The organism is Streptomyces sp. R-74717, from assembly GCF_047305335.1.
In the GTDB taxonomy this organism is placed as follows: Bacteria; Actinomycetota; Actinomycetes; order Streptomycetales; family Streptomycetaceae; genus Streptomyces; species Streptomyces atratus.
In genome coordinates, this window is record NZ_CP102361.1 from 9,963,638 (window position 1) to 9,983,370 (window position 19,733).

At 69.1% G+C, this 19,733-nt stretch carries 14 protein-coding genes; 11 read left to right on the top strand and 3 right to left on the bottom strand.

All coding sequences use genetic code 11. From position 1 onward, the window contains the following. Nucleotides 1-76 precede the first annotated feature (76 nt). The 10 genes from NRF20_RS45525 to NRF20_RS45570 all read left to right on the top strand — a co-directional run bounded on the left by NRF20_RS45525 (nucleotide 77) and on the right by NRF20_RS45570 (nucleotide 10,485). A complete protein-coding gene (locus tag NRF20_RS45525) occupies nucleotides 77-919 on the top strand; it encodes a carbohydrate ABC transporter permease (RefSeq protein ID WP_413754444.1) in 843 nt (280 codons plus the stop codon). Next, complete coding sequence (locus NRF20_RS45530) at nucleotides 916-1,752, top strand: carbohydrate ABC transporter permease (protein WP_413754445.1); 837 nt, start codon at nucleotides 916-918, stop codon at nucleotides 1,750-1,752. The genes NRF20_RS45525 and NRF20_RS45530 overlap by 4 nt, the downstream gene beginning before the upstream one ends. Before the next feature lie 2 nt (nucleotides 1,753-1,754). Next, the gene (locus NRF20_RS45535; RefSeq protein ID WP_398633077.1) at nucleotides 1,755-3,698 is read left to right on the top strand and encodes a hypothetical protein; all 1,944 of its coding nucleotides are present in this window, start codon (nucleotides 1,755-1,757) and stop codon (nucleotides 3,696-3,698) included. 1 nt (nucleotide 3,699) lies between these two features. Next, nucleotides 3,700-4,488: a ribonuclease activity regulator RraA gene (locus NRF20_RS45540; protein WP_398633078.1), complete on the top strand. Its 789-nt coding sequence runs from the start codon at nucleotides 3,700-3,702 to the stop codon at nucleotides 4,486-4,488. Beyond that, nucleotides 4,485-5,423, top strand: a complete 939-nt coding sequence (locus NRF20_RS45545; protein ID WP_413754446.1) for an aldo/keto reductase — start codon at nucleotides 4,485-4,487, stop codon at nucleotides 5,421-5,423. The genes NRF20_RS45540 and NRF20_RS45545 overlap by 4 nt, the downstream gene beginning before the upstream one ends. Then, nucleotides 5,420-6,301, top strand: coding sequence for an amidohydrolase family protein (locus tag NRF20_RS45550; RefSeq protein WP_398633080.1), 882 nt, complete (start codon nucleotides 5,420-5,422; stop codon nucleotides 6,299-6,301). Before NRF20_RS45545 ends, NRF20_RS45550 begins: the two co-directional genes overlap by 4 nt. After that, nucleotides 6,301-6,981 carry a GntR family transcriptional regulator gene (locus NRF20_RS45555; RefSeq protein WP_398633081.1) on the top strand — a complete coding sequence of 227 codons (681 nt, stop codon included), beginning with the start codon at nucleotides 6,301-6,303 and terminating at the stop codon, nucleotides 6,979-6,981. The genes NRF20_RS45550 and NRF20_RS45555 overlap by 1 nt, the downstream gene beginning before the upstream one ends. A gap of 48 nt (nucleotides 6,982-7,029) precedes the next feature. Beyond that, on the top strand, nucleotides 7,030-8,118 hold the full coding sequence (locus NRF20_RS45560) for an NAD-dependent epimerase/dehydratase family protein (protein ID WP_398633082.1): 1,089 nt from the start codon (nucleotides 7,030-7,032) through the stop codon (nucleotides 8,116-8,118). Nucleotides 8,119-8,206: 88 nt separating this feature from the next. Continuing rightward, on the top strand, nucleotides 8,207-9,169 hold the full coding sequence (locus NRF20_RS45565) for a 5-dehydro-4-deoxyglucarate dehydratase (protein WP_398633083.1): 963 nt from the start codon (nucleotides 8,207-8,209) through the stop codon (nucleotides 9,167-9,169). A 35-nt stretch (nucleotides 9,170-9,204) separates the two neighbouring features. Beyond that, nucleotides 9,205-10,485, top strand: a complete 1,281-nt coding sequence (locus NRF20_RS45570; RefSeq protein ID WP_413754699.1) for a glucarate dehydratase family protein — start codon at nucleotides 9,205-9,207, stop codon at nucleotides 10,483-10,485. 238 nt (nucleotides 10,486-10,723) lie between these two features. Here the strand turns inward: NRF20_RS45570 and NRF20_RS45575 are convergent, their stop codons facing one another. Next, complete coding sequence (locus tag NRF20_RS45575) at nucleotides 10,724-12,142, bottom strand: IS4 family transposase (RefSeq protein WP_398633084.1); 1,419 nt, start codon at nucleotides 12,140-12,142, stop codon at nucleotides 10,724-10,726. A gap of 283 nt (nucleotides 12,143-12,425) precedes the next feature. Here NRF20_RS45575 and NRF20_RS45580 point away from each other — a divergent pair, with 283 nt between their 5' ends. Then, nucleotides 12,426-12,776 carry a VOC family protein gene (locus NRF20_RS45580; RefSeq protein WP_398633085.1) on the top strand — a complete coding sequence of 117 codons (351 nt, stop codon included), beginning with the start codon at nucleotides 12,426-12,428 and terminating at the stop codon, nucleotides 12,774-12,776. A 455-nt stretch (nucleotides 12,777-13,231) separates the two neighbouring features. Here NRF20_RS45580 and NRF20_RS45585 read toward each other — a convergent pair whose 3' ends face one another. Both NRF20_RS45585 and NRF20_RS45590 read right to left on the bottom strand, forming a co-directional pair. Beyond that, nucleotides 13,232-16,840, bottom strand: coding sequence for an SDR family NAD(P)-dependent oxidoreductase (locus NRF20_RS45585; RefSeq protein ID WP_413754447.1), 3,609 nt, complete (start codon nucleotides 16,838-16,840; stop codon nucleotides 13,232-13,234). Next, a complete protein-coding gene (locus tag NRF20_RS45590) occupies nucleotides 16,789-19,590 on the bottom strand; it encodes a type I polyketide synthase (RefSeq protein WP_413754448.1) in 2,802 nt (933 codons plus the stop codon). The genes NRF20_RS45585 and NRF20_RS45590 overlap by 52 nt, the downstream gene beginning before the upstream one ends. Between the last annotated feature and the right edge of the window lie 143 nt (nucleotides 19,591-19,733).

The window sequence follows — 19,733 nt, forward strand, 5'->3', positions numbered from 1 at the left end:
GCGCCCCCGTCACACTCACCACACTTCCCCGCGTCCGCTGCGCGCACGCGCCGCCCGCAGCCTGTCCAGCATCTTCATGGTCGGCCCCGCACTGGCGGCGATCGTGGCCTTCATCCTCATCCCCGTCGTGGTCGCCGGACGGCTCAGCCTCACCGACTGGGACGGTTTCTCCGACAACTCCAAATTCGTCGGCCTGGACAACTACGTTCAGCTGTTCCACGACCCGGACGTGGCGAGCGCGGCATACGTCACGCTCGTGATCGCGGTGGTCGGCACCGTGGCCTGCAACGTCCTCGGCCTGGGCCTCGCGGTCATGCTCAACGGCCAGGGGCGCGTCAAAGCGATGCTGCGGGGCCTGTTCTTCTACCCGCACGTGCTCGGCGCGGTCATCATCGGTTTCCTGTGGTCGGCCATACTGAGCAGCGAAGGGGCGGTCAACACCCTCCTGACCGCGGCGCACCGCTCGAAGATCCCGTTCCTGTCCGATCCGCAGTGGGCGCTCGCAGCGGTCGTCTTCGTGGTGATCTGGTCGACGTTCGGGGTGAACGTGGTCCTGTACCTCGCCGGGCTGCAGACGATCCCTGAGTCGCTGCTGGAGGCGGCGCGCATCGACGGCGCCTCACGCTGGCAGACGTTCCGCCAGGTCGTGCTGCCGATGCTGGCACCCACCGTGACGATCAACGTGGTCCTGGTGCTCGTGCAGCTGCTGCGGGTCTACGACCTGGTACTGGCGATGACCGACGGTGGTCCGGCCGGCCACACGCAGACGTACGCGTACCTGGTCCTGTCGGAGTCGTTCCTGAACGGGAAGATCGGCTACGCCTCGGCCCAGAGCATCGTCCTCATGGTCGTCATCGCGGTGCTCGCCGTCGTGATCGTGGCGCTGCGCCAACGTAGCGAGAAGGCGGTGGAACTGTGAACCACAATGCAGGCAGCCGGGTCGGCTCGGTCATGCTCGGTCTCTTCGCACTGTTCATGCTGGCGCCGCTGTACCTCGTGATCGTCAACGCGTTCAAACCGGAGTCGGCGATCCGTCAACGGCCGTTCTCCGCCGACCCGGGCGTGCTGTCCACGGACTATCTCCGATCGGCGCTGTCGTCGCCGGACTACAACATCATCAAGGCGTTCGGTGTGACGGTGCTGTTCGTGGTCCTGGTCAACGCGCTGTCTCTGGCGCTGGCCGGTCCGGCCGCCTACGTCATCGCCCGGGGTACCCGCCCGTGGCACAAGGGGATGCTGCTGGTGTTCCTGGCCGGGCTGTTCATCCCCGGGCAGGTCCTGGTCATCCCGGTGATCTACGTGCTGCGTTTCACGGGTCTGATGGGCACGATCCCCGGCTTCGTCATGTACGAGGCGACGCTGACCCTGCCCCTGTCGATGTTCCTGTTCGTGGGCTACATCAAGTCCATCCCCCGGGAGCTCGACGAGGCGGCGCAGATCGACGGCGCGGGTCGGCTGCGCACCTTCTGGCAAGTGATCTTCCCGCTGATGCGGCCGGTCGTGGTCACCGCGGTCGTCCTGCACACCATCGGGGTCTGGACGGACTTCGTGAACCCGCAGATCGTGCTGGGCCCGACGTCGGGCCTGTATACCGTGATGACCGGCGTGTACTCCGCGATCGGTCTGCACACCACCGACCTGTCCGTGGTCTATCCGACGCTGCTCCTGGCGATCGCACCGGTGCTGGCCTTCTTCGTGATCATGCAACGCAAGATCGTCGGTGGCCTCACCGCCGGCGCGACGAAGGGGTGACCGTGGACAAGCACATGGTGAGCGTGACGGCGTCCGTGCCGGCCTGCGAACCGCCGGCCTGGGCCGTACTGCAACGACAGCTGTTCTCGGTGCTGGACGAGGCATGGCGGGTCTTCGAGGACCGGTACTGCCACCCCGACGGCGGGCTGCGCTTCGACGGGGAACTGAAAGGCCGTGACGGGGCGGACGACTTCTACGAACCGTTCTTCAACTGGCCGATGCTGTACATGCTCGGCGGGGCGGACGACCTGCTCGACGCCAGCAAGAAGCACTGGAACGGGATCACCCGGCAGCTTTCCGACGCCGGGTTCCTGGTCGACGAGTACGAGCGCGGGTACGACTGGTTCCACCAGGGCGAGTCGCTGCTGATGTTCTACGGGATCTGCGCGGCCGACCCGTCCGACGAGGCGTTCCGCAGGCGGGCGCTGCGCTTCGCCGACCTCTACCTGCCCACCTCGCCCGTCGGCAACGTCGACGGCTCGCAGCGGATCATCCGGGCTCCACACACCGGGGCCGGAGGGCCGCGCCGTGGGGTGGATGGCGCATGGGCGCAGGGGTTCGGCGCGGAACTGACCAACATGAAACCGTACGGCCTGCCCCTGGAGGATCTGCCCGGCATCGACACCTGGGACGACCTGGCCGACCCCGTCAACGCGCGGCGTATGGGCGAGGCGATGAACCGGCGGCTCGGCGACGGCGACGTCGCGGTGAACCTTGCTTCCACCTCGCTGATCGCCAACGCGTGGCTGTACACGGGCGAGGACCGGTACCGCGACTGGCTCGTCGACTACGTGCAGGCCTGGCGGGACCGGGCCGCCGCCGCGGGCGGTGTCATCCCCGACAACGTGGGACCCTCCGGGGAGGTCGGTGAGCTGCACGACGGTCGCTGGTACGGCGGCCCGTACGGCTGGACCTGGCCTCACGGTCTGCACAGCGTCGGCGCGGTCGCGGTCGTCGCTGCCATGAACGCCGCTCTGGTCACCGGCGACAACGCGTGGTTCGACCTGGCCCGCGCCCCACTGGACCGGGTGCTGGAAGAGGCGACGCGCGGGCCGGTTCGTGACGGTGACTCCAGCATGGCCACGACCTGGCTCCAGCGCCTCGGGCCTGATGCCGACAGCGACCTGCAACTGGTGCCCTACCGGTACGGCCTGCACGGCTGGTTCGACCACCAGCCGCTGCAGATCGCCTTCCCGGCCTGGATCTGGTGGTGCTCCGGCGACCCGCAGGACCGGCAGCGGCTGGACCGCGTGGAGCGCGAATGCGGCTACGACTGGACGACCGTGCACGCCTTCCGCGACAAGGAGGAGGCCGGACACGAGGCGCCGTGGCTCGCCTACCTCGACGGTCGCAACCCCGACTACCCGGCCCGAGCCTTCGGCATGGCGCTGGGGCAGGTCGCCCGCAGGATGGCACTCGTCCGCGAGGACGCGACGACCACCCGCACCGATGACATCCACTGGTGGCAGCGGCTCAATCCCGTGGTGACCGAGATTCTGGTGCAGCTGACCACCGGCGCTCCCGCCACCCCCTACAACGGGGGGCTCCAGCAGGCACGGGTACGCTACTGGGACGCCGACCGCGGCCGTCCCGGCCTGCCGGCCGACGTCGCCGCCCTCGTCGAGGGCCTCGACGAGGCCCGAGTTGGCGTCCAGTTGGTCAACCTGAGCAATACGCGTGAGCGGCGTGTGGCCGTGCAGGCCGGCGCGTTCGCCGAGGACGGCATCGACCATGTCGTGGTGGATCAACTCGACAGCGGCTACCCCGGCCCTGACCGTGCCTACCGGGCCGACGAGCTCACGACCAGTACCCGGCGCATCGACGTGCTCGACAACCACCTGCTGGTGATCCTGCCGCCGGGGACCCGGCTCGGCCTGACCATGCGGGTGAGGCGCCGTCAGTTCACTCCGAGCCACCCGACGTTCGACCGATATCAGGAGAAGTAGAATGACGAACGATGAGCATGCCCAGCCACTGTTTCCCCTTCCGGTGCGCGGTGACACCTACCGGCGTGCCGATGCGGAGCTGGTGGATCAGATGGGCCAGGTGAGCAGCGCCACCGCGTGCGCGAAGCTGCACGGCATGGGCATCAGGCGCACGTGGATGGAGGGGCCGCAGCCCCTCACGACCGGGCAGAAGATCGCCGGTTCGGCGTTGACGCTCCAGTTCATGCCGCAGCGCGAAGACATAGCCAGCGGCCTGGCCCAGGAGGCCGTCGAACGCCAAACCGCCCTGTGGGCGGTCCTGGAGGCGGTACAGCCCGGCGACGTCCTCGTCATCCAGGCGTACGGGTCGGCGTTCAGCGGCTGCGTCGGCGACATGCTCGTCCGCTACTTCAAGCGCAAGGGCGGCGCCGGGATCGTCGTCGACGGCCGGATCCGGGACGCTCCGCGGGTCCGCGAGCTCGGCGTGCCGATCTGGTGCACCGGCACCACCCCGCACTATGCCTCCCAGTCGGAGCTGTTCCCCTGGGCGTACGACGTGCCGGTTGCCGCCGGAGGAGTGTTGTGCCTGCCCGGCGACATCGTGGTCGCCGACGACGACGGCGCCGTCGTCGTCCCCCAGGCGACCGCACCGGAGGTGGTCGCCACGGCCCAGGACCACCAGGAGTGGGAGGTGTTCAGCCGGATGCGTCTCGACCAGGGCGCCCGGCTCGGCAACTACTACCCGCTGACGTCGGAGTCGCGCGCGGAGTACGAGCAGTGGCGCGACCAGCAGCGGTCGTCCCAGCGATGAACCATGTCTCGGGCCCGGGTGTGCTGGGCCGCACCGGTCTCACGGTCGGCAGGCTCGGCCTGGGCTGCGCGCCCCTGGGCAACCTGTACGAGCCGGTTCCGGAGCAGGACGCCACCGGCACGGTGCGTGCCGCGCTGGCGGGTGGGATGCGCCTGTTCGACACCGCCCCCCGGTACGGCAGTGGCGTGTCCGAACAGCGCCTCGGCCAGGTGCTGGCCGGGGTACCCAGGTCCGAGGTCGTCGTCGCGACCAAGGTCGGATACCTTCTCACCGACGACGGGGCCGAGCCGGACTTCTCCTATGACGGCACCATGCGGTGCCTGGAGCAGAGCCTGACCCGGCTCGGCCTGGACCGGGTGGACATCGCGCACGTGCACGACCCCGACCACCATGAGCAGGAGGCCCTCGCGGGGGCCTTCCGCGCCCTGGTCGACCTGCGGGAGCAGGGCGTGGTGTCGGCGGTGGGCGCGGGCATGAACCAGAGCGGCATGCTGGAGCGGATCGTTGCGCAAGTCGACGTGGACTGCGTGCTGCTGGCCGGCCGGTACACTCTCCTCGATCAGGAAGCTCTGACGGGCCTGCTGCCTGAGTGCGAGGCCCGCGGTGTCGGGGTCATCCTGGGCGGGGTGTACAACTCCGGCCTGCTGGCCGATCCCCGACCCGGCGCGAGGTACGACTACCGGACAGCCGAGCCGCACCAGGTTGCCGCCGCACTGGCCATCGCGGAGATCTGTGCCCGCCACGGGGTGCCGATGAAGGCGGCGGCCCTGCGGTTCGCGTGGGGACATCCTGCCGTGTCCGCTCTGGTCGTCGGAGCCAGAACGGCCGATGAAGTGCGGGAGAACCTCGCCATGGCGCAGACCACCGTCCCCGCCGACCTGTGGGCGGAGCTGCGCGCAGCGGGACTGCTCCCGCAGGAGGTGCCGACGCCGTGACCGTCATCGACGCACACGTCCACCTGTGGGACCCCGACCTGCACGACCATGCGTGGCTGCGGTCTGCAGGCGAACTGCATCGCCCCTTCCTTCTCGACGACCTCACCGCGGCCTCCGGGTCGGTGACGGCGGTTGTCGTGCAGGCCGGGCGGACCGTGGACGAGGCTCGTTGGCTGCTGGGCCTGGCCGCGCGGTCCCCACGGATCGTCGGCGTCGTCGTCCACGCGGATCTCGCCGACCCGGCCGCGGTGGACACGATCGACGCACTCCGCGCGGATGACGGGGGTTCGGCGCTGGTCGGGGTCCGTGACCCGGTCGGGGCAGGCGAGGGCGCCCGACTCGGGCTGCCCCAAGTGCGGCGCTCACTCGCGGCTCTCGGCGAGCGGGGCCTGGCCATGGACCTGCTGCTGGGGCACGGGACTCTGCGTGAGGCATACGCAGCGGCCAGGGACCTGCCGCAGGTGCGGTTCGTCGTCGACCACGCCGCCATCTCGGCCGTCGACGTGCGGCGCGAAGGCCTCAGCGAATGGGCCGCGCAGCTGACGCCACTGGGCCGACTGCCCAACGTGGTGTGCAAGCTGTCCGGACTCGGCAAGGCCACCGCCGAACCGGACGGAGTGCGCCTGGACGCCGTGGCTCGGGTGACGCTCGACGTGTTTGGGCCACACCGGCTGATGTTCGGGTCCGACTGGCCGGTCAGCACACAGTGGTCGCCGTACGAGGACGTGGCCGGGGCCACGGCCCGGGTGCTGGACGGGCTGACCGCTGACGAAGCCGTCGCGGTCCGGGGTGGAACAGCCATCAGGGCATACCGACTTGATCTGGCGGACCCGTCCGCCGGCGACAGGATGACAATGATCCGGCAGAGGGAGCACTGATGACTGGTCTGAACGATCTGCTTGAACAGAACAGGGGCATGACGTCCGGCGGGCTGCTGTCCGACCGCGTCTACCGGCTGCTGCGCTCGGCCATCCTGAGCGGCGAGATGGCACCGGATCAGCGGATCGTCGAATCCGACATCGCCAAACGCCTGGGCATCAGCCAGGCTCCCGTGCGCGAGGCCGTCAAACGGCTGGTGCACGAGAGCCTGGTCACTCACGTGCCGCGGCTGGGCAGCCGGGTCGCCAATATCTCGATCGAGCAGGCTGAGCAGGCACGAGAACTGCGCGGTCTGCTGGAGGAGTTCGCCGCCCGAGCCACCGCCCGGCGCCGCGCCGAGGGCTACGTCGACCAGCTGAACTCCGTGATCGACGACATGCGAAAGGCGGCCCTGCACGACGACCCGAGCAGCTTCCGCGACAGCGACATGGCTTTCCACCGCCTCGTCTGCCAGGCCAGCGGCAACCACCTGCTCCCGCGGTTGTGGGAGGTGATGGAGCCCAGTCTCTGGACCCTGCGCGTGGTGTCCAACCCGTTCTACACCGGCAGCCGCGACAAGCTGGTCGACGAACACGCGCGCCTGCTCGACATACTCGTCAACGGCCGGGAGGACGACGCCGCAGAGGCCTTCCGTCGCCATGCGACCGGCGGGGCCAAGCCGTCGCAGCGCGACGAATAGGACCATCCGGCTGCAACACGGTAGGCGGGCGCGATTCGTATCGCGACCGTGTTCACCCATGTCCGCGGTGAACGGTACGGGTCGCTGTCGACGTACGTCGAACCGGTGGGCACGGGCGACGCGTTCGCCAGTGGCCACCTGTACTGCCCTCTTCCCGCGCTGACTTGGGTGGCCCGGCTTCGGCTCGGCCACCTGATCGCCGCCACGGCGCCGGGGTGTGACCGGGAGATCGGGCCACTGCCGGTCGTGGACGCCGCTCAGTCACGCATCGAACGACATTGGAGGTTCCGCATGCCCTGGCAAGGCGCGCACGCCATCGGCTCCACCGATACCACCCGGATCCTGCTCACGGGCGCCGCGGGCAGGGTCGGCACGCAACTGCGGCCGCTGGCGGCACGGGAGGGCCGCACGCTGCGGCTTCTCGACATCACCACGCCGCCCGCCGTCGAAGGGAGCGGAGCGGAGGAGACCGTGATCGCCTCCCTCGCCGACGCCGAGGCGCTGCTGGAGGCATGCCGGGGCGTCAGCGCGATTGTCCATCTCGGCGGCCAGAGCGTCGAGTCCACCCTGGACGACGTACTGGACCGTAACGTGCGGGGCACACTGAACCTCCTGGAGGCGGCCCGGCTGGCCGGTGTGCCCCGGGTCGTCCTCGCCTCCTCGACACATACCGTCGGCTTCCACCAGTACGACGGCACTCCGGTCGCCGCGGACGCACCGGCCCGCCCGGACACGCTCTACGGCTGGAGCAAGGCCGCGATCGAGTCCGCCGGGCGCCTGTACCACGACCGCTTCGGCATGGACATCATCTGTCTGCGCATCGGAAGCTGGTTCCCGATGCCGAACGGGATGCGCGGGCTGTCCACCTGGCTGTCACCGGCCGACGGGCACCGCCTCGTCGAAGCCTGCCTGAGCTGCCGCGAACCCGGCTACCGGATCGTGTGGGGAGTCAGCCGCAACACCCGGGGTCGGCTGAGCCTGGCCGAAGGTGAGGCGATCGGCTACCACCCGCTCGACGACGCCGAGCAGTTCGCGCCCGAGGTGATCGACGGGTGCGGCGTGCCGGACCCCGCCGACCCGACCGCAGCCCGGCTCGGGGGCGCCTGGTGCGCCCTCCCCCTGGGGCGGACCTGGTGACAGCCGTCCGTTCGTGACAGCCATCCGTTCGTAACAGTCGGCCGAGCACCGGCTCGGCCGAGGCAACCCTTGAAGTGGAGATTCATCCATGAATACCGTGAAATGCGATGAACGAACAACGCGGCTCTCGGGACTGCTCTCCTTCCCTCTGACTCCCTTCGACGACGCCGACGAGGTCGACCTGGACGTCTTCGCCACCCACGTCGAGGCACAGATCGCCGCCGGACCCAGCGGTCTGTTCGTGGCGTGCGGCACCGGCGAGTTCCCCGCGCTCGGGCTCGACGAGTACCGGCAGGTCGTGTCCACCGCGGTGAAGCAGGCCGCCGGACGCATACCGGTGTTCGCCGGGGCGGGCGGAGGCCCGCGGGTCGCACGGGAGTTCGCGCTGGCCGCGCAGGAATGCGGCGCCGACGGACTGCTGTTGCTGCCCCCCTATCTGCTGACGTCCACCCCGCAGGGGCTGGTGCGCCATATTCGCTACGTCGCCGAGGCCACACCGCTGCCGATCACCGTCTACCAGCGGGCCAACGCGGTCCTCGATCCGGCAGCCGCGGTGGAACTGCTCGACATCCCGACCGTCGCGGGCATCAAGGACGGCTGCGGCGACGTCGACGCGATGCTCCGCCTGGTCACCGCCGTACGTACCAGCGGACACCCCCGCGCCGCCGAGTTCGGATTCCTCAACGGCCTGCCGACCGCAGAGCTCAGCGCGCGAGCCTACGCAGCGATCGGCGTGGAGAGCTACTCCTCGGCGGTGCACTGCTTTGCCCCCGACATCGCCACCGCATTCCACCGGGCTGTGCGCGACGACGACGAGGAGGCGCAGCGAACGCTGCTGACCGAGTTCTACCTGCCGTTCGCCGCGCTGCGCGGCCACGTGCCCGGCTACGCCGTTTCGCTGGTCAAGGCCGGTGCGCGGCTGGCCGGACTGGCCGTCGGCCCCGTCCGGCCGCCGCTGGTGGAGGCCACACCGGAACACGTCGCGCAACTCGCGGCCATCGTGGACCGCGGACGCACGGCACTCCATCGACTGGAGGAGTCCCGGGCATGACGACTGGTTCCGATACGAGGAAGGACGACGTGGAGCTGCAGAGCCCGTCAGGGCACGCCACGATCATCGACATCCGCATCACGCCCATCGCATTCCCTGATCCGCCGTTGCTCAACGCCGTGGGCTGCCACGAGCCGTGGGCATTGCGCGCGATCATCGAAGTCGACTGCGGGGACGGGCTCATCGGGCTCGGCGAGACCTACGGCGACGCCACGCACCTGGCGGTGCTGCGTACGGTGGCACCGCTGCTGATCGGGCTGGACCCGTTCCGGACCGAATACATCAAGTCCGTGGTGGATGCACTGCTCGGCACCGCTGACGCGCCCGCGGAGAAACTCGGTCCGGCCGGCGGCATGGGCCCGGAGAAGGCGGCGCTGCGGGTCTTCTCCGCATTCGAGGTCGCCTGCCTCGACGTGCAGGGCCAGGCGATCGGCCGGCCGGTCCACGATCTCCTCGGCGGCTGGGTACGCGACGCCGTGCCCTTCTCGGCGTACCTGTTCTACAAGTGGGCGCAGCATCCCGGCGATGCCCCGGACCCCTACGGCGCTGCGCTCGACCCTGACGGGATCGTGGCGCAGGCCCGGACGATGGTGCAGATGTACGGCTTCCAGTCGATCAAGCTGAAGGGCGGTGTCTTCGCTCCCGACGAGGAACTCGACGCCATTCGCGCGCTGCGCGAGGAGTTCCCCACGCTGCCGCTGCGCATCGATCCCAACGCCGCGTGGAGCGTCGAGACCTCCCGCCGGGTCGCCGCCGAGACTCAGGGCCTGCTGGAATATCTCGAAGATCCCACCGAGGGCCTGGCCGGCATGGCCGCCATCGCCGAGACCGCCGGGATGCCGCTGGCCACCAACATGTGCGTGGTCTCCTTCGATCACATTCCCGAGGCCGTCGATCGCGGCTCCGTTCAGGTCATCCTGTCCGATCACCACTACTGGGGCGGACTGCGGCAGTCCGTGCGCCTGGCGGGCATCTGCGAGACCTGGGGCCTTGGCCTGTCGATGCACTCCAACAGCCATCTCGGCATCAGCCTTGCCGCGATGACCCACCTCGGCGCGGCGCTGCCGCAGCTGTCCTACGCCGCCGACACCCACACGCCGTGGCAGCTGGGTGTCGACGTGGTGGAGCACCCGCTGACCTTCGTCGACGGCGCCGTACCCGTGCCGATGTCGCCGGGGCTCGGCGTGCGGCTGGACCAGGACGCGCTTGCCCGGCTGCATGAGAACTACCTTCGGCAGGGCATCACCGGACGCGACGACACGGGTTACATGCGCCGGTTCCACCCGGACTTCAACCCGACGAAGCCGCGGTGGTGACCGGTGAAGTTTCCCCAAGGCCGGGTAGTTAGCGCGTTCGCTTGTGGTGCAAGGGAGGTGCCGTCGGCGGGGGTTGCTGCGTAGCGGCCGGTGCGAACCCTCTTGATCAAGCCTCTCTCGGTCCAGCGAGCGAGTTGTCGATAGGTGGCGACGAGGGTGACGTCGCCGAGGAGCTCGGCGATCTCCCGTGCGCGCCACTGCCGCTCGGGCTCTGCCTGCAGCAGGGCCAGGACGCGCGTCATGCGGCTGCCGGTGTTCTCCCGAACGGTCGTCGTCGGCAGTGCGGGCTCAGGCGGCGGGGCGGCAGGAGAGTGATCGTCACCGAGGTCACACCCCGGCTGTTGTCGGGGCGGCCGTCCAGCTTCCGTTCCGCGTAACGGGAGATGGGGGACTTCACCTTACGGGTGCTGACACGGGTTTGCCGCGGCGGGGAAAGCGCCGACAGGACTCGGCGGCCGATCTCACCGATGCCCTGCTCAACGATTCCCTCCCCGCGTACCAGCAGGTCGCGGGCGGTTTGGAGAGCGATGGTGAAGCCGCAGCGGTCGGGATCGGCACCTGGCCTGGACTCCGCCGCCTCGACCATCGCCCGGCGCAGGAGCTGGTAGAGGGTGAGCAGGGACCACATCTCCTGCTCGACGCCGACTGGGTCGTGCGAGCGCAGGACGCGTCCGTGCAGGATGGTGTGGCGCAAGGTGTAGTAGGCGCTCTCGTGCTCCCAGCGTTCGTGATAAAGACGCACGAGGCGGTCGGCGGGGTAATGGCGGGCGTCCAGGAGCGTGGTTGCCAGACGGTAGGTGCCCTCGAAGTTGCTGCCGTCCGAGCAGGTGACGCTCACCCGGGCTTCGATGCTGCGCACCGGGACGCCGCCGATGACCGAGAGGTAGGAGGAGTCAGCGAGCGGCTGGAGGACCTGTGGGCGGCGGCTCTGGGAGATGCGGCCCAGGACCCGTGCGCCGGTGGAGTGCACGGCGGCGAGGAAGTCGTTGCCGCCGAAGCCCCGGTCCCACAGCACCAACATCTCGGGGCTCAGATGGTGCAACAGCCTGGTGGCGTACGAGGTCTCGCCCTCCCGGGTGGGGCCGATGACCGCTCCGATCACGGCCCGGGTGCCGGTCTCGACCAGCGTCATCAGCTCAACCTGGGGATGGCCGCCGTGCGGGCACCGCCCCAGCCAGCCCCGGTTGCGCTCGCTGTCAGGCACCTTGATCGAGCTGCAGCCGTCGAACGACACCGTCCGATACGAGCCGAATTGTATTCCCGGCGTGGTCGGCTGGGCCAACGGCCCGGCCAACACCTCGAACAAGGCCCGCACCGGCACACTGCCGAGTCTGCGGCGCAGATCACGTAGCGCTTTCGTGCTCGGGCAGACGATCGGCATCCCCAACAAGCCGGCGGTCAGCTTGTCCCAGACCAGTCGATAGCCGATCTCGGGGAACAGGCACATCGCCAGGAGGAAGTAGACGCCGACCCGCGAAGGCAGATCACGCAGCCGCCGCTGCACGGTCCTGGTCTCGGACAAGACCGCGTCGACGAGCTCGAACGGCATGATCGGCGTCAGTCCTCCCAGATGGCCGGGCGCGAACCGGCCCGCGGCCACAGTCACCGTACGGGTGATGGCCGTCAGCGCCGACGGCGAGACACAATGAACAGGCAACGGAGCTCCTTGCGGTACAAACTGTCTTGGACGACTGCCTGTACCAACGAGCTCCGTTGCTCTGCGCCAGAAGTCCTTCAAATCCCTTGCGTGACCTGCGAAAACGCTAACTACCCGGCCTTGGGGAAACTTCATGCAGCCGCCAGGAGAGCGCAAGGACTGACTGTCAGTCCATTCGCCGTCGGCCAGTGGCTCTGCTCGAATGGTCGACCGGTAATTGATCCACAACACTCCGTATGACGTCACAGCACCGCGTTGTCCTGTCAGGACTTATCCTGGCCGCGTGATCAACGGTGGACACGTCATCATCTACAGCCGTGATGCGGAAGCGGACCGGGCCTTCTTCAGGGATGTGCTTGAGTATCCACATGTCGACGTGGGAGGCGGCTGGCTGATTTTCAAGCTTCCGCCGACCGAGCTCGCCGTGCACCCCACGGACGGCCCGGAGACGCAGGAGTTCTATCTGATGTGCGACGACGTCGCAGCGACGGTGAAGAACCTGACCGCCAAGGGAGTCGAGTTCACGCAGCCTGTGACCGATGCGCGCTGGGGACGGCTCACCAGGTTCCGTCTGCCGGGTGGCGGCGAGGTGGGCCTGTACGAGCCCCGCCATGAGCGGGCTACCGACCTGTGAGGCATCCGGGCTGCGGGGGTTCCCGGATGGCCGGGTCACCGAAGTCGGATCAGCTACTGGGTCAACCATCTGAGCAGAGCCACTGGCTCACCGACTCGCCAGCGGTCGTCACATTCTGTCTGCGCTGAACAGAAGTTGTGCCAGAACCGGTACTCACCTGCAAAGCCACCTCCCCACGCTCCCGAACCGCCCCAGCCGCGCGCATGGTCGCCCGACTGCTCGTCGTGTACCCGGGACGAGCAGTCGTGGTGGCCGCCCCCTGACCACAGCCGCAGCGTGAACGTCCTTGTGGGTATCGACGCCGAGCAGGTCCTCGAGGCGTGATTGATCACCCGCCGACGGCTGCGGGCCGCTTGGAGGACGGCATCACCTCCGGAGCGGATGCAGGGCGCCAACGAAGACATGGGGGCCATGTTTCCGGGTGGCCCCACGCCTCTTGAGATCCGGTTGCGCCATCACCTGCTTGAGGTCGGCTGATCGGTGCTCTGCAGTTCCAGACCCATGCACTCGGCAAGGCCTGCGGCCAGTGCCGACAGCGTCGGATGCTGCCAGACAAAGTTGCTGGCGAGCTCGACCCTGAGGTCGGATTCCAGACGGACCCGTAATTCCATGGACAGCAGTGAATCGAAACCCAGCGCCTTCAGAGGGGTCTGCGGGTCAAGAGTGGTGCTGCCCAGCCGGAGAACTCCGCGAATGTGATCGGCCAAGTAGGTCTCGAGGGCCTTGCGCCGGGCGATGCCTGGAGCAAGGCCCTCGAGACGGCCCCGGATGTCGCGGGAGCCCTCCGGCTTGTCTGCGGGGTGTTCGTTGCCCGGGGCGAGGAGGCTGAAGAACGAGGACTGCCGTCCGGCGAGGGGGATCCAGGTGCTCGGCTCCCCGGGAATCACCCCGGTCTGGACGCGTCCGTGTGCCAGAAGCGAGTGGAGCGCCAGCAATCCCTTGTCGGTCGGGATCGTCTGGTAGCCCCGGCTGCTGAAGTCGGTTGCGACACCGGTCTCGCCCCACGGCCCCCAGTTGACGGCGAGCGTGGGCATGCCTGTGCGGGTCCGCCAGGCGGCAAAGGCATCGAGCCAGGAGTTGGCGGCGGCATACACACCCTGCCCGGGGTTGCCCAGCAACGAGGCCATGGAGGAGAAGACGACGAACCAGTCCAGTGTGTGCGCTGATGTGGCGTTGTGCAGTTGCCATGCGCCGGTGACCTTGGGGTTCCATACGCGCTTCAGCTGGGGGTCTCGGATATTGGTGATCGCGGCGTCCTCGAGGACCATGGCGCAGTGCATGACACCGCGCAGGGGTGTCCCGTCTTCGGTGGCGGTGGCCACCAGGCGTTCTGCGGTACCCGGTTTGGCGATGTCGCTCAGTACGACAGTGATCCGGGTGCCGCCGGCGGACAACTCCCTGATCGCGCGCGCGGCGGCGAGGGAGGGAGGTGTGCGGCCGTTGAGAACGATGTGACTCGCGCCCTGCTCGGCCAGCCAGTGCGCGGTTGCCAGGCCGAGGCCGCGCAGGCCGCCGGTGACGATGTAAGCGCCGTCGGCGTGAACGACAGGCGGCCCTTCGGGAAGGACCGCAGTGGTCTCACCTCGGTTCGGGATGGTCAGGACCAGCTTGCCGATGTGGCCGGCACCGGCCATCATCCGGAAGGCGTCGGTGGCTTCGGCGAGCGGATACGTGGTGCAGAGCAGCGGTTTCAGACGGCCTTCGGCGAACTCGGTGAGGACCTCACGCAGCACGGTCGCGAACATGTCGGGACGGGTCCGCTGGAGTTCGATGAGATCAACGGTGCTCAAGGTGATGTTGTGCCGGAACGGGGCCAGCCCGACAGGGGCGTCGGCCAGGATGTCACGCACTCCCAGTTCGACGAAGCGGCCGAAGGGCCGAAGCGTCTCCAGCCCTGCGCGGACTGCCGCTCCGGAGAGCGAGTTGAGGACGACATCCACGCCCAGCCCGTGGGTGGCGTTGCGGGTCTGCTCGGCGAAGTCCAGGGACCGGGAGTCCATCACCCGGCTGATCCCGCTGCCGCGCAGGTATCGTCGCTTCTCTTCGTTGCCGGCTGTTGCCAGCACCTCGGCGCCGAGCAGCTTGGCTACGGCGACCGCCGCCAAGCCGGTGCCCCCACTGGCCGAATGGATCAGGACGCGTTCCCCTGCGCGCAGGCGGCCGACATGGCGCAAGGCGTACCAGGCGGTGAGGAAGGCCGTGGGAAGTCCTGCCGCGGAGACAGGATCGAGCCCGGCCGGAATCGGTGCGACCACGGTCGCCGGCACAGTGACGAACGAGGCGAAGGCGCCGCCTTCGAGGTGAACGGCGAGTACCGGGTCGCCGACACTCAGGTGCTCGACGCCGGGTCCGACTTCGGTCACCACACCTGCGCACTCGAAGCCGATCCGGTATCGGATGTCCTGCTCGCCGGGCAGGAGCCCCATGGCCGTGAGTACGTCGCGGAAGTTGAGGCCCGCTGCCCGGACGCACAGCTCCACCTCGCCCGGTCCTGGAGTCCGCCGCCCGGTCGCGACGAGTTCCAGACTGCCGAGGTCCCCGAGCCGCCCCGCCCGGAGGCGGAATCCGTCCACCCCGTAGCGCATGGTGCGGGTGGCGGCCGTGACCTGCTCGGAGGCGGCAAGCGGGGCGCGGTCGAGCCGGGCGATGTACCGGGTGGCACCTCGTAGGGCGATCTCGTCCTCGTGGCCGTCGGCGAGCAGTTCCTCGGCCAGACTCCGAAGGCTTGCGTTGCCGTGGTCCGTGTCCACCAGGGTGGCGCGCATGTGCGGGTGCTCGAACGCCAGGACGCGGATCACGCCGCGCAGGGCACTTTGCTCGAGATCCACGCTCTCGCCGGCCGCTACCGCACGGGCGGCCCGGGTGACCGCGTACAGGCGAGGAGGGGTGGAACTGCGGGCGACTGCCTGGGCAGTGCCGAGGATTCGTCGGGCACGACGCTGGGCGCCCACGGTGGGATCGTCCGTGGTGGCGGGCGATGTGCCGCACAGCATCACCACCGCGCGCGCGGGGGACGGGATGGCCTCCAGGTGTGTGCTGACGGATTCACCGAACGCTCCGAGCCGCTCATCTCCCAGCGGGGTGTCCCACGCCTCGGCCTGAGCCCCGGCCTCGCGCAGGATGGCGGCCAGAGCCTCGGCGTCTCCCTGGCCCTCCCCGATGACGAGCCAGTTTCCGGGCGGGGGCTGCGAGGTGGCCTGTGGACGTGGGACGGGATGCCAACCGGCCTCCAGGAACCACTGGTCGACCTGGTCGGCCTTCCGCGGGCTCCGACGTGCAAACCTCACTCCGTCGACGGCCATAACCGGTTTGCCTGCTTCGTTCAGCAGACGGGCATGCCCCATGGCGCTGTCGGCCGTGGTCTCGACGATCCGCGCGTGGCAGTACACAGCGGTCGCGGGATCCCCCAGAATCCGTACCGCCTGCATGTGGACGGGGAGAATCAGCCCCTGGCCGGTGTCCTCGACGGTCCCTGCGACCAGGAGTTGCAGGCAGAGGTCAACGAGGACAGGGTGAACCAGCAAGGAGTGCTCTCCGGTCCGTGCGGGCTCCGGGACCTCCACACGGGCCCAGAAACTCTCTCGGCTGCGGGAGGTGTGCAGATCCGTGATTCCGGCGAACGCCGGACCGTGTTCCAGTCCCCGGGAACGAAGTCCTCTGTAGAGAGCTGCGGGATCGCTGGTGACCGAGTGCCTCCGGGTCAGGGTGGCGACGGACACGGTGCGGGTGCGCGAGGGCAGGGAGAGACGGCGCAGCACGGCGGAGGCGTACGTCACCCACCGGCCGCCATCACCGCGTCCGAAGATCTCGCACCTGGCGTGATCCGGGGCGGTCATGGTGACGGTCGTACTCAGGTCGGTGTGCTCGGTCAGGCGCAGCATCTCCCGGAATGAGACGTCGGTGACCTCTACGTCTGCGGGGGTGGCGTCGAACACCTCGCAGGCAGTGGTCAGTGCGATCGCGTAGTGGGCGGCGCCGGGCAGTACGGGGGTGCCGTGCACTCGGTGGTCGGTCAGCCAGGGCAGCCCCGTGGTTCCGGCGTCCCCCTGCCAGCAGTGGCGCACCCGTTCGCCGGGTACCTCGGTGTGGCTGCCCGGCAGGGTGACGGCCGAGCGTGCGGCGCGCTGCTCCGCCCGGCCGGCCGGGCGGCATCCACCCAGTGGCGCTTGCGGTCGAAGGCGATGGTGGGGACGTCCGCGAGGTCGGCCTGCGCGTACATCGGCAACCAGTCGACGTTCACCCCCGCACAGTGCAGGGCCGCGAGCTGGGTGCGGAACGTAGTGGACTCGTCCTCTCCGCGGCGCAGCGTGGGCAGTACGACCGGTTCGCCGGCCAGGTCTTCCAGGCTCTCCGCGACGGCGTGTGTGACCACTGGGTGCGGGGAGACCTCGACGTACACCAGGTTGCGGTCCGCGGCGGCCGTGGCCACCGCCGGGGAGAAGCGGACCGGGTTGCGCAGGTTGGCGCACCAGTAGTCGGCGTCGAAGGCCGGCACCGCGTGCGGGTCCTTCAGCACGGTGGAGTAGAAGGGGATCTTGGGGCGCTGAGGAGTCAGGTCACAGAGGGTGGTGAGGAGTTCGGCGAGCAGCGGGTCCACTTGCGGGCTGTGGGAGGCGACGTCCACCGCAACGGTCATTGCCGGGATACCGCGGTCCTTCCAGTCGGCGACGAGCCTTGCCACCTGAGTGGTGTCGCCCGCCACGACGGTGGAGTTCGGCGCGGCAAGGACCGCTACGGAGACGGACTCGGCGCCGTTCGCTGAGAGCTCGGCCTCCACCGCGGCCCGGTCCAGTCCTACGGTTGCCATGGCACCGGCTCCCGCGATCCGGGTGAGCAGCGCGGAGCGACGGCAGATCACCCTGGCGCCATCCTTCAGTGACAGCGCCCCGGCTACGACAGCGGCCGCGACTTCTCCCATGGAGTGGCCGATGACACCGGCCGGCTCGACTCCGTGGGCGCGCCAGGTGGCGGCCAGCGCGATCTGCAGGGCGAACAGCACGGGCTGCACTTTGGAACATTCCGTCACCGGTTCACCTGCGCGCACCACGTCCAGTACGGAGAACGCGGCTTCGGCGGAGATATGAGCGTCGACTTCGGCCAGGGCCGCTGCGAAGGCCGGTTCCTGCTGCAGCAGTCCGCGTCCCATGCCCGGCCACTGCGAGCCCTGTCCGGAGAATACCCATACCGGCTGCCGGGAGACGGTGACACTCGTCGGCCCCGACACCACGGCCGAGTGGACCCGGCCCGCTGCGAACGCCCTCAGTGCGCCGACCGCGTCGCGCGTCGAATGGGCCACGACTCCGAGACGTCCCCGCCCTGCGCTGCGTCGCAGGGCCAAGGTGTGCGCGACGTCGCGCAACGGTACCTTCGCGCCGTCGCCCTCCAGCCAGTCGGCCAGCCGCAGTGCCGCGGTCGGCAGTACGGCGGGGGATCCGGCCGGAACCAGGACCACTTCGGGTGCGGCATGAGGCGTCTGCCGCCGGCGTGGCAGGGCCGTTCGGCTGTCCAGTGGCGGTTGTTCCAGGATTACGTGGGCGTTGGTACCGGAGAATCCGAAGGAGGAGACCGCGGCCAGCCTCGTCGGCGCCTGTACGGGCCACTGGGTCAACTCGGTGGGCACGAAGAAGCGGGTCTTCTCCGCGGCGATGGCCGGATTCCAGCGGGTGAAGTTCACGTTGGGTGGGATGAGCCCGTGCTGGAGGCACAGGACCGTCTTGATCAGTCCGGTGACCCCGGCGGCAGGCTCCAGGTGGCCGAGGTTGGTCTTGACCGATCCCAGAGCGCACCGGCCGTGGCCGTTGCCGTACACCTGCGCCAGGCTGGCGAACTCGATCGGGTCACCGACCGGGGTTCCCGTTCCGTGAGCCTCGATCATCCCCATGTCCTGCGGGTCGATCCCGGCGTTTGTGAGTGCCTGCTGAAACAGGGCCTGCTGGGCGGTGGGAGAAGGGGCGGCCAGTCCGTCGGACCGGCCGTCCTGGTTCACGGCGGAACCGCGGACGACGGCGAGGACACGATCGCCGTCCTGTTCGGCATCGGCCAGGCGTTTGAGTACGACGGCGACGCAGCCTTCGCCGCGGACGAAGCCGTCCGCGGCGGCGTCGAAGGTGTGGCAGCGTCCCGTGGGCGACAGCATTCCCATGCGGGCGAAGGACAGGGTTGTCCTGGGTCGGAGCATGAGCGTGACACCGGCGGCGAGGGCGAGATCGCATTCGTTCTGGAGCAGCGCCCGGCAGGCCAGGTGGAACGCGACGAGCGAGGACGAGCAGGCCGTGTCGAGTGACACGCAGGGGCCGTGCAGGCCCAGGAGGTAGGAGATACGGCCTGCGGCGACGCAGTGCCCGTTCGTCAGGATGGAGCCCTCGAGTTCCTGGGGTTGCCCGGCGAGCTGATCCATGTAGTCGTTGTAACTGAGACCGGCGAAGACCCCCGTCGGCGAGCCGGTCAATCGATCCGGTGGCAATCCGGCGTGTTCCAACGCCTCCCAGGCCACTTCCAGCAGCAACCGGTGCTGGGGATCGAGTACGTCCGCCTCGCGGCCGGAGACCCCGAAAAAGTCCGCGTCGAAACCTGACACGTCGCTCAGGTACCCGCCCTGCTGAGGAGGTGTGGGGCCGCCGGGGTTTCGTTCAGCGCCGGCTTGCGACCAGAGTGCTTCGCGTCCCGGCGGCGGACTCCCGACCGCCTCCTGCCCGTTGGCGAGCAGCCGCCACAGGGCCGCGGGGGAGTCGATGTCGCCAGGAAGCCTGCAGCCCATGCCGATCACAGCGATGGAGTCCGTTGCCTTGTTGGAGGGATGCCTGTGTCGGCCCACGAGGGTTCTCCTTGTCGATTTGTCGATTGACTTCGCAGGGAAGCGGGAAGCTTCCGGCTCTGCTGACGGCTCACCCGGGCTCGCGACGCACACGGCCAGGGGGCGGACCGGGCGCCGGGGAGGGCTGAGGGTTACCGGGGCGG

Excerpts from the sequence above, each read along its gene's own strand:
- NRF20_RS45555 (WP_398633081.1), top strand. The coding sequence starts at position 6,301 with ATGACTGGTCTGAACGATCTGCTTGAACAGAACAGGGGCATGACGTCC.
- NRF20_RS45525 (WP_413754444.1), top strand. The coding sequence starts at position 77 with ATGGTCGGCCCCGCACTGGCGGCGATCGTGGCCTTCATCCTCATCCCC.
- NRF20_RS45545 (WP_413754446.1), top strand. The coding sequence starts at position 4,485 with ATGAACCATGTCTCGGGCCCGGGTGTGCTGGGCCGCACCGGTCTCACG.
- NRF20_RS45565 (WP_398633083.1), top strand. The coding sequence starts at position 8,207 with ATGAATACCGTGAAATGCGATGAACGAACAACGCGGCTCTCGGGACTG.
- NRF20_RS45540 (WP_398633078.1), top strand. The coding sequence starts at position 3,700 with ATGACGAACGATGAGCATGCCCAGCCACTGTTTCCCCTTCCGGTGCGC.